The sequence below is a fragment of the Nocardiopsis sp. SBT366 genome (assembly GCF_001083815.1).
GTDB classification, from domain to species: Bacteria; Actinomycetota; Actinomycetes; order Streptosporangiales; family Streptosporangiaceae; genus Nocardiopsis; species Nocardiopsis prasina.
The window spans coordinates 1-10671 of record NZ_LAVM01000125.1; the positions used below are offsets into that span (position 1 = coordinate 1).

The 10671-nt window shown below is 70.5% G+C and carries 6 protein-coding genes and 1 CRISPR repeat array; of the genes, 1 reads left to right on the forward strand and 5 read right to left on the reverse strand.

Features of this window, described 5'->3' with window-relative positions:
• From ADX84_RS24050 to ADX84_RS24070, 5 genes are all read right to left on the reverse strand, one after another.
• On the reverse strand, nt 1–918 hold a 918-nt coding region (locus tag ADX84_RS24050; RefSeq protein WP_049579517.1), incomplete at its 3' end, for a serine/threonine-protein kinase.
• Between the two features lie 80 nt (nt 919–998).
• On the reverse strand, nt 999–3020 hold the full coding sequence (locus ADX84_RS24055) for a protein kinase (protein WP_049579519.1): 2022 nt from the start codon (nt 3018–3020) through the stop codon (nt 999–1001).
• Between the two features lie 55 nt (nt 3021–3075).
• Nucleotides 3076–5133 (reverse strand): serine/threonine-protein kinase, encoded by a 2058-nt coding sequence (locus ADX84_RS24060; RefSeq protein WP_049579521.1) that lies wholly within the window; start codon nt 5131–5133, stop codon nt 3076–3078.
• Between the two features lie 15 nt (nt 5134–5148).
• Nucleotides 5149–7185: a WD40 repeat domain-containing serine/threonine protein kinase gene (locus tag ADX84_RS24065; RefSeq protein ID WP_049579523.1), complete on the reverse strand. Its 2037-nt coding sequence runs from the start codon at nt 7183–7185 to the stop codon at nt 5149–5151.
• Nucleotides 7186–7499: 314 nt separating this feature from the next.
• Entirely contained in the window at nt 7500–7871 is a 372-nt protein-coding gene (locus ADX84_RS24070) for a hypothetical protein (RefSeq protein WP_049579525.1), read from the reverse strand.
• Between the two features lie 576 nt (nt 7872–8447).
• Here ADX84_RS24070 and ADX84_RS24075 point away from each other — a divergent pair.
• Entirely contained in the window at nt 8448–9743 is a 1296-nt protein-coding gene (locus ADX84_RS24075; protein WP_049579527.1) for an MFS transporter, read from the forward strand.
• Nucleotides 9744–10203: a CRISPR direct-repeat array (repeat unit 29 nt; unit sequence GGGTCCATCCCCGCGTGCGCGGGGAGCAG).
• Nucleotides 10204–10671: the final 468 nt, after the last annotated feature.

Consider the following 10671-nt stretch of genomic DNA (forward strand, 5'->3'; position numbering starts at 1 on the left):
GTCCGGGAACGGCGGGGGGGCGACCACTGAGTCAGCGACCTCGCGGGTCCGCGCCAGGTGGGCGTTGAGCGAGTGGTTGACCCGGGCGGGAAGCCATCCGTGTTCCGCTGAGGGCAGTGGACCGGTGGAGAGGACCCGGACGAGCTCGTCGGCGGTGGGGCGTCCGTCCGGGGCCTTGGCGAAGCAGCGGGAGAGGAGCGGTCGCAGGGATTCCGGGACGGTGTCGAGGTCGGGTGCGCCCCCCACGACCCGGGCCAGGAGCTCGGCCGCCTTCCCGGTACCGAAGGGTGGTCGGCCGGTGGCGGCGTAGACCACCACCCCGGCCAGGGAGAACACGTCGCTGGAGGGCCCGACCCCCTTGCCCGTGATCTGCTCCGGGGAGGTGTAGGACGGGGTGCCGAAGCTCTGGCCGGTGCGGGTGAGGACGGTGCCCTCGACCGCTCGGGCGATCCCGAAGTCGATCACCTGGGGGCCGCGTGGGGAGAGCAGCACGTTGCTCGGCTTGAGGTCGCGGTGCATGAGCCCGGCTGCGTGGATCGCCTGGAGGGCGCTGGCCAGGCCCAACGCGAGGACGCGCAGGGAGGGTTCGGGGAAGGGTCCGTTCTCCCGGACGGCTTCCTTGAGGGTGGGCCCGGGGACGTACTCGGTGGCCATCCACGGAACGGCGGCCTCAGAGTCGGCACTGAGTACGGCCGGGGTGAACGGGCCGCGCACGCGTTGCGCGGTGCGGACCTCGCGGGCGAACCGGGCGCGGAACTCCTGGTCCCTGGCCAGTTCCTCCTTGACGACCTTGACCGCGGCCAGACCTCCCTCGGGGGTGCGGGCCAGGTAGACCTCCCCCATGCCGCCCTCGCCGAGCCTGGACAGCACCTGATGGGGGCCGAGGTGGGAGGGATCGGTGGAGGTCAGGGGAAGCACGGGTCAGCTCCTGGGGCACTGGTCGGGGTACCAGTCTGCCCGGGTTGGGGGGCCTTCCTCCTCCGGGCCCCGGAATCTGATCAGGTCAGCTCCCTGACCACCTCGAACGTGTCGGGGTCGATCAGGACCAGATCGCTCTCGTCGGCGGTGACGGCGGCGAGGACCCCGCCGTCAGGGTGCGGCGCGACCACGCTGTAGGCGCCGGCCCTCTCTTCGCCCTCGACGAGGTTCTCGCCGCTGTTCAGGTCCCACACGTAGGTCTGGAACCGCCACGAGCCGGGCCCGGTGCCCACCTGCCAGGTCGCGTACACGCGGTCCCGTTCGGCGTCCACGAGGAGCCTGGTGAGCATGGGGTCGTCGTCCGTCTCGAACTCCTCCCGGGTGAAGGAGGCGACCGCCGCCCCGGTGGTGTAATCCCGGACGACGACCTGGTCGCCGTCGAGGTGGGCCACCTGTGTCTCACCCGGAACCACCGCGAGGCGTGTGTTGGAGGCCCCCACCAGCGAGTGCACCTCCTCGCCGGTCTGCGCGTCCCAGACGTGGATCTCGCCGTTGCTGTTGGTGGCGAAGTGCTCCTCGTCCACGAACACGGTGCCGTAGTGCAGACCAGGTGCCATCGGCTCGCTCGTTTCACCGGTGGCCGTGTCGACCACCACGGTGCTGTCCTCGCGGCCGGAGCTGCTGAGGGTCACCGCCAGCAGGGCGCCGTCCGGCGAGAAGTCCATGGCCTCCACGTCCCTCGGCTTCAGCAGCCAGCGCCCGCTGTCGTCCGGTCCCTCCTGCGGTCCCAGGTGCTCGGTGGTGGTGCCGCCGGGCAGGTTGTAGGTGTGCCCCACCTTCACGGCGTGCTCTCGGCCCTCGTACTCGACGGACTCGGCGGTGCTCAGCGTGCATCCGACAGGGGAGAACCTGGTGGTGACTCCGTAGGACGAGTTCGTCGTCGGCAGTGCGATCAACTCACCGGTGTTCCAGTCCCACACGGTGAGCCCGGCGGAGGAAGCCGCGGTGAGCACGTCCCCGTCGGCGGAGAAGGCGGGGTCCCAGAAACTGGTGTCCTCGGGCAGGTCCTCCTCCGCGGCGGGATACCCCGGTCCGTCGAGGCAGCCGGACCCGGTGACCAGCCCCGCCCCGGCCCCGGCGCCGGAGGCCTCGGGGTCCGACGCCTGGTCACCGCCGAGGCGGTGGCGGGCGTACACCGCTCCCGTCCCCGCGAGCACCACCAGCGCCAGGACACCCGCGCCCACCGCGAGCAGTCGGCCTCGTTTCGGGGAGGAGGGGGCGGTCCCGGGGGTGGCATCGGTTCTCAGCATCGACGCCTGGGCGTCGGCGACCGCGTCGATCGCCGCACGCACCTGGGGTGGCCACGGGGTGGGTTCAGCCGGGCCGCCCAGCATCCGCACGAGGTCGTGGGAGCTGGGACGCAGCCGCGGGTCGCGCTTGAGGCAGGCGTCGATCAGCCCGCGCAGTTGCAGGGGTACTCGGGCCAGCCCGTCGGGGCCCTCCACTCCGCTGGCCGCGAAGCACAGGGTGGAGGCCCACGAGAACACGTCCGTGGCCGGGGTGGCCCCACCCTCGGGGGCGGCGAAGGCCGGGTGGGGCGCACGCTGCTGGGAGTCGCTGATCGCCCACTCCAGGCCGGGGTCGGCGAGCAGGGCGGTGTCGGCTGACATCAGCACACCGTCCGGCCACAGGGAGCCGTGCGCGCGGTTCGAGGAGTGCAGGCCGTCCAACCCCTGGGCGAGCGCCAGGGCGAGCGGGTGCAGGGCGCCCACCGGGAGCGGTCCGTTCCCGCTCACCAACTCGGCCAGGCTCGGGCCGAGGGGCCGGGACACCGCGACCCAGGGCACCGCGCCCCGCGGGTCGGCGTCGCGGACTCCACACACGTGCGGGCCGTCCAGCCCCCGCGCGGACTCCACCTGGTGGGCGAAGGAGGAGCGGAAGGCGGGGTCGGTGGCGTACTCCGGCCGGACCACCTTCACCGCGACGAGGTCCCGCGCTCGTGCGGCGCCCAGGTAGACGCGCGCGTAGGCGTCCTCGCCCAGGCGGGCGTGCAGACGGTGGGGACCGACGGAGGGCGGGTCGTGGGGGTGGAGAGGGAACATGGGGCTTTCCGGTTCGGGAGCTCGGGGTGAGGGTTCGGGGCCGCGCCGGGGTCGACTAGAAACGTTCGAGGATGCGCATCTCCCGGGCGTCCACGACCCACATCCCGTTGCCCGTGGCAGGGACGCCGATGATGACCTCACCCTGGGGGTGCACGCTGATCTCCCACAGGAAGCCCTCGTCGGCCTCCGCGGTGAGCTCCTCGCCGGTGGAGTACTCCCAGACCTTCATGATCCCCCCGGCGGGGTCGAAGTCGTCCGGGAGGAAGGTGGCGTACACGCGGTCCGCCGCCACGCTGTACTCGAAGTCGTGCAACACGAGGTCGTCATCCAGGTCTTCGGTGACGAACGCGGTGCCCTGCTCGGGGTCGGAGACGACGTTCTGGGTCTGCACCCCCTCCGCGACCGGATAGACCAGGGTCTCCTCGTCCACGAAGCTCAGTGCCGTGGGGTTGGTGCTCGGGATCTCCTCGCCCGTGGCCACGCTCTCGCCGGTCTCGGTGTCCCAGACCGTCGAGTGCTCGAGAAGGTCCTGCGCGGCGAGGTGTCTGCCGTCCGGCGAGACGGCCACCGACAGGACGGTGCTCGCGCTGCCGGTGTAGGTGGTGACCAGTTCGCCGGTCTCCAGGTCGTACACGAACACGCCGGAGTCCACCTGGTGGTACTTGTTTCCGACCACGAGTTGTTCGCTGTCCGGGGTGAAGGCGACCGCGCCCACCTCCCACCCCTCGGAGAGGACCGTCACCTCCCCGCTCTCCAGCGAGTACACGTACGCGCCGTCGTCGGAGGCGTAGGCGAGCATGCAGTCGTCGGGGCTGAACACCGGGTGGCCGTACAGGGGCGCGATCTCGGTCTCGATGAGGGCGAGCTCCTCCTGCCCCCGCCAGTCCCACAGCGCCACGCCGCCGGTCCCCGCGACCGCGAGCACCTCACCGTCGTTGGAGAAGCCGGTGTAGAAGATGCCCGCCTCGTCCTGGGGGACGGTCGTCTCCTCGTTGGCCGCCTCCGTGTACTCGGGGGCCAGGTGCTCGGAGGGCGAACACACCTCCCGATCCGGGACTCCCAAGTCCTCTGCGGACGCGGTGTCCGGCCCGGACCCGATCAGGCCGGCGTCCCCCGCGGCCCACACCGCGAGTCCGCCGACCATGGTCAGGGCGACGGCGGCCGCTCCGACGATCAGCAGGCCCCGGCCGAACGTACCCCTGCCGTCGCCCGCCTCGGCCGAACGGACAGCGTTCTCGTACGCGTGCGCGACGCCGTCGATCCGCCCGGCGGCGGCAGGGGGCAGCCAGGCGGCGGATGAGCCCGCCGGAGCCGTGGGACCACCGAGGGCCTGGAGCACCTGGGCCGCGTTCGGCCTGCGGGTGGGGTCCTTCTCCAGGCAGGCCGTGATGATCCCGCGCAGCGAGGCGGGGACGCCGTCGAGGTCGGGCTCCAGGTTGCTGATCCGGTAGAGGACCGCCGAGGGGTGGCCGTCGCCGAAGGGACCGCCTCCGGTGAGGGCGTGGACCAGGACCCCTCCGAGCGCGAAGACGTCGGCGGCCGCGCCGCTCTCACGCCCATCCACGGTCTCGGGGGCCATGTACCCCGGGGTGCCGATGATCCGCTCCTCCTCGGACCCGCTCGCGTCCTCCAGCGCGCGGGCGATACCGAAGTCGATCACCTGGGGTCCGGCGGGGGAGACCATGACGTTGCCGGGCTTGAGGTCGCGGTGGACCAGGCCGGTGGCGTGCACGCGTTCCAGGGCCTGGGCGATGCCGCGTCCCATGAAGCGCACCGAGTGTTCGGGCAGGGGTCCGGTGTCCTGGACCAGGTCCTGGAGGGAGGGGCCCATGACGTACTCGGTGGCCAGCCACGGGGTCTGGCCCGACGTGTCGGCGGCGAGGACCCGAGGTGTGTAGTTGCCGTGCACGCGCTGGGCGAGTTCGAGTTCGCGGGCGAAACGCTCACGGAAACCGGGGTCGTAGGCGTACTCAGCCCGGACGACCTTCACCGCCGCGGGTGAACCGGAGGGGTCCAGCCCGAGGTAGACGCGTCCCATGCCACCGGAGCCCAGCAGGGCTACGACGCGGTAGTGGCCGACCTGTCCGGGGTCGTTGGGGGAGGGTTGCTCCATGGTGCCTTCCGGGGCTCAGCTCACCTCGGCGACGACGTTGAAGTCCGCGTCGAGGATGAGGATGGTGTGGACGCCACCCTCGGGGGAGGAGGAGGTGGCGATGTGCTCACCGTCGGGGTGGACCCCGATGGGAGGGCTGAGAGCCAGGTTGTCGGTGGTGACCAGATCACCGCTGCGCGCGTCCCAGACGTACCCCGGTTCGTCGCTGAATTCCGAGGTGGCGCCGTAGACCAGGGAGCCGTCGACGGAGATCTGGACCTCGGCCAACTCGTTGTGGTCGAGTCCGGGGTCCTCCAGGTCGCGGACCTCGCCGGTCTCGATGTCGGCGATCCGGGCCCGATCGCGGTCCGTGACCATGGCCAGGGTGCTGCCGTCACCGGCCAGGGAGACCTGGTAGTGGTTGGCGTCGTCGAAGCGCCGAAGCTCCTCGCCGGTCTCGGGGTCCCAGACGAACACACCGATGTAGTCGGTGTAGGTCCGGTCGGTGACCACACCGACCAGGGCAGAGTCGCCGGGGGTGTAGAAGAGGTCCGTCAGCATGCCCTCGATGGGGAACTCGTTCAGGATCTCCCTGGTCTGGACGTCCCACACCTGGATGTGCGGATCGCCCTCGACCGTGCCGTCGTCGGAACCGAGCGTGGCCACCCGGCCGCCGTCGGAGGTGAGCGCGGGCATGTCGAACTGCCCGCGTACCTCGTCCTCGTCGTTGCCGAGCACGGCCACCCGGTTGTCGCTCCCGCCGTCCCACACCGCGACGTAGTCGGTGGTGGTCGCGGCCACGAACCCGTTCGGCGTGATCATGGCGCCGGTCGGGGTGGGGGGGTAGTGGTCGACCGCCACCCCGTCACGCCAGTTCCAGGTGGAGAGCGTGTTGGAACCGAAGACGTGCATCTGGTCGCCGTCCTCGGAGAAGTCGATCTTGTAGAGGAAACCCTCGAAGGCGAGCCCGTCGAGTTCGCCCGGCTCGCTCGCTTCCTCTCCCTCGCCGTCTCCGTCGGCCTGGGGCTCGGCGTCGGCGGTGTCGTCAGAGCCCAGGGGGAGGGTGTTCAGGGCCAGCGCACCGCCCCCGAGCAGGACCAGGGCCGCGGCGGCCGCTCCTACGACCAGGGCGGTCCGGCGATGCTTCCTCCCGCGCTCGGGGGGCGACGGTGGGCGCTCGGCCTCCTCCGCCCGCTGGGTCTCACTCGCCCTGGCGGTGATCTGCCGGTTGACCTGGGAGGGCAGCCAGCCGTGCTCGGCGGACGGCAGGGGGAGTGCGGAGACCTCTCGTTGGACGGTGTCGGCGTCCGGGCGGTCGGCCGGGTCCTTGACGAAGCAACGGGCGAGCAGGTCCCGCAGCGGCCCCTCGGGGACGGCCTCCAGGTGGGGCTCGCCCTTCATGACCCTGGTGAGGGTGCTGGCCGGGCTGCCGTCACCGAACGGCGGCCTCCCGCTGGCCGCGAACAGCACCGCGCCCGCCATGGAGAAGACGTCCGCGCGCGGTGACACGTCCTGGCCGGTGATCTGCTCCGGCGAGGTGTAGGCCGGGGTGCCGAAGGTCTGCCCGGTGCGGGTGAGGACGGTGCCCTCGACCGCACGGGCGATGCCGAAGTCGATCACCTGGGGACCGCGGGGCGACAGCAGGATGTTGCTGGGCTTGAGGTCGCGGTGCATGAGGCCCGCGGCGTGGATGGTGGACAGCGCGCGGGCCAGGCCGAGGGCCAGGACGTGCAGGGACCCCTCCGGGAAGGGGCCGTTCTCCCGGACCGCCTCCTTGAGGGTGGGGCCCGGAACGTACTCGGTGGCCATCCACGGAGCGGGGGCCTCGGGATCGGCGTCGACCACCGCCGGGGTGAAGGGGCCGCGCACGCGCTGCGCGGTACGTACCTCGCGGGCGAACCGGGCCCGGAACTGGGTGTCGTGCGCCAGGTCCTCCTTGACCACCTTCAGGGCACACAGGTGACCGTCGGGGGTGCGGGCCAGGTACACCCTGCCCATGCCACCGGCGCCGAGACGGGCGAGGAGCCTGTGGGGGCCGATGGAGTTCGGGTCGTCTGGGGCGAGCGGCTGCACGGCGGCGGGGTCCTAACTGCGTGCGACTGCCGTGCTGGAGCCAGTGTTACGGCAGGTCCGGAGGGAAACCGATGGGGTCGGTGTACCTCGCCAATGTAGCCGGTTCATGACAAACCGCCCAGGTGAGTGTCCTGATCCGGTCTGGTGCACAGTGAACCGCTGTGGCAGTGGGACGCGTTAGGGGTGGTGTGGGCGACGAAGTCGGGATGGCGGAGCGGGCACGCGTGTGCACGCTCCCGTCGTGGCGACGGGTCGCGGGAGAGAGCGCGGTCGTCAGGCGCGTGGAAGGACGAGGGGTGCCGGAGCGGGCGGCGTCAGGCGGCGACCGGCTGGCGGTGCGTGTAGTAGTGCGCGGGCTCCGGGACCTGTGCGAACGGGTTCAGGAGGGCGGCGGCACCGGCGGGGTCGTTCGCGGGGTGCGAGATCGTGCCGCCCTGGAAGAGGTCGTTCCAGAAGAAGCGGCCGTCACGACACCAGACGTTGACGTCGCGCATCACGGAGGCGACGGCCATCTCGGAGGTGCCGGACCAGTAGAGCGGGCGCGAGGCGACCGAGGCAAGCTCGCCCAGCAGCGCCGTGATAGCACGCTCGGCGCAGAACGCGTGGCGGGGCTTGTGCTTGATTCGTCTGGCGAGGGCCGACTTCGCCCGGGAGGCCCGGGGATTGTTCAGGCGCCAGTGACTCAAGGTCGTCTCCAGTGTGTGTCGGGATACCGCGGGTGTGTTGACCGTGTGTGCTTATGGCGGCCACGCCGCCGCGGCGTGAGTTCCGTTCACCGAGCCGTTGTCCGGTGTTGGTGACATCCCTCCGCGAAGTTGGCGAGGTCCGAACGGTGTCGTTACCTCGTAGTTATTCTTCGCGCTCCGGATGCTAGCAGTAACTGACCCCTCGTAGTCGAGGCTTCCCAGAGTGATGCACATCACAGTTAACAACTGAGTATGGACCTGTTTAAAGCAGAAACGTGCAGTTCAGATAGGGTTTTTCGGACAGCTGTACCTGTGGTGATTTTGCCTTGAAGGGGCCGTAGTCCCGTCCTGGTTGTCGCGGGTCTCACCCACTTTGGGAACTCTTGGCGCATCCAGTATCACCGAGGGTGATTATGAGCGCGTTGCCGGGTCTTTGCCGTTCCTTGCCGGGATCGGCGTCCCAGGCACCCAAGGCTGTTTCCGTCCGTGTTGCGTGCCTGGTCACCCTCGTGTAATGAGCGTTCAACGGACTGGAGGACACTGGAAGGCGGTGCAAACAAGGGGAGAAGCGACGAAGTGACACAGACCCAGACATCCGCTGACAGGACATCCGTAACGGGACAAGTTTCCAAGGAGCCGGTGGGTGGCGCCCGGGCCTGGCTGATATGGGGTGTGGCGGTCGCTGCCTACTTCCTCGCCATGCTGCACCGCAACGGGCTGGGTGTGGCCGCTCTGGAGGCTCAGAGCCGGTTCGACGTCGGCCCGGCGCTCCTCTCCCTCCTGCCGATGCTCCAACTCATCGTGTACGTCCTTCTCCAGGTGCCCGCCGGACTCCTCGCCGACCGGCTCGGCCCCCGCTACACCCTGGGCATGGGCATGATCGCGATGGCCGTCGGCTCCTGCCTGTTCGCGCTGGCCCCGGGAATCGAGCTGGCCGTGGCCGGGCGCTTCCTCATCGGTCTCGGCGACGCACTCGTGTTCCTCAACGTCATCCGGCTTGCTGCCCTGTGGTTCCCGCGCTCGCGCTACGCACTGGTCAGTGGTCTGACCGGCGTGGTCGGCGGTACCGGCCAGGTGGCCAGCGCGGCTCCTCTGGCCTGGGCACTCGACGGCATCGGATGGGAGGCGGCCTTCCTCTCCACCACCGGGTTCACCGTGCTCATGGCGCTGATGGTCCTCCTGGTGGTGCGGGACCGCCCTGTCGGGGCCGCCGGACACTCAACGGTCGCTGACCCCATCTCCCTGTGGGAGGCGCTCAAGGAGGCGCTGAAGGCGGACGGACCCCGGATCGGGATGGCCCACCACGCGGCCGTCATGGCGCCGTTCACGATGATGATGGTGCTGTGGGGCTACCCCTACCTCGTGGGGGGCCTGGGGCTGTCCGAGGGCACCGCGGCCCTCACCCTCACCGGTCTGGCCGCTGGAGCTCTCTGGCTGGCCCCGGTCGCGGGTCTCCTCGTCGGCCGCTGGCCCGGGGTGCGGGTGTACTTCGCCCTCACCCTGAGCGGCATCCTGAGCCTGGGCTGGCTGCTCCTGGTGGCCTGGCCCGGCGGCGCCCCCGTGGCCGTGGGTGTGGCGGTGCTGGCGGTCAGCGCCCTCGGGCAGACCATGGCACCCACGGTCTCCTTCGACTTCGCCCGCGACGGCATCCCGGCCAGCCGGACCGGTGTCGCCTCCGGTCTGGTCAACATGAGCGGCTTCACCACAGCCGTGATCTGCACAGTGGCGGCCGGAGCCCTCCTCCAGGCCCTGCCAGAGGATCCGACCTCCTACCAATGGGCATTCACCCCGATGGCCGTCGCCACCTTCCTCTCCACCTGTGTGCTGGTGGTCTTCGTCCGTCGCCGAGCCCGCGCAGCCGTCGCTCAGTAATAGGAGGGCCCCGCGTGACTGCGGGGAGCAGGCTCTCGCCGCCTGGGCCGGAGTCATGGCCGCCGGGTCCATCCCCGCGTGCGCGGGGAGCAGAGCACCGGCCGGAACCGCTGCGTGGCCCGTGCGGGTCCATCCCCGCGTGCGCGGGGAGCAGGCCTACCGGCTGGCGGGCGCACCCCGGCTCGCGGGTCCATCCCCGCGTGCGCGGGGAGCAGTCCGTGGTGGCGCAGCGCGGGCAGGACGTGACGGGTCCATCCCCGCGTGCGCGGGGAGCAGGCCGCGGCCTCCACACGCTCGTACTCGTCCTCGGGTCCATCCCCGCGTGCGCGGGGAGCAGCAGGCAGGCAGCTTGAGACGTATCTACATCACTGGGTCCATCCCCGCGTGCGCGGGGAGCAGGCGAGCGCAGCGGCGGGAAGTCCAGACATGGTGGGTCCATCCCCGCGTGCGCGGGGAGCAGGCTTTTTGACCTGCGGACTTACCGGTGGTAAGTGCTCGTTTTTCCAACTTGTTGAGAAACAGACAAAACCGGCATCCGCCTTCGTTGTTGCTGTCACGGGCGAGCCTATAGGCGATGGGTTCCTCCTCGCCTGCGCTGACCGGGATGCGTGTCGCGGCTGGTCACGCTTCCCGACGAAAGAGCGGCAGCGAAGGAGGGTGCGGGGTCAGGGCTGGTGTTCATCGTTTCGCGTGTTGTGGTGGCTGGGGTGGTGGGCGCAAAAGCGGCAGCGAAGGAGGGTAGGTCTTCCGGCCTGTGGGGAGCGGGTTGCGTGTCGCGGCTGGTCACGCGTGCCACCGGAACAGCGGCAGCGAGGGCGGCCGCACCCCAGGCCTGCGCCCAAAGGTGCCCCGTGTCGCGGCTGGTTACCGTCTGGGACGAATTACATAACACACCCGGGCAGCTTTCGCGGGTTATCCACAAGCCCTT

Coding starts and splice junctions, on each gene's coding strand:
- ADX84_RS24055 (WP_049579519.1), bottom strand. CDS start 3,020: ATGTTCCCTCTCCACCCCCACGACCCGCCCTCCGTCGGTCCCCACCGT.
- ADX84_RS24060 (WP_049579521.1), bottom strand. CDS start 5,133: ATGGAGCAACCCTCCCCCAACGACCCCGGACAGGTCGGCCACTACCGC.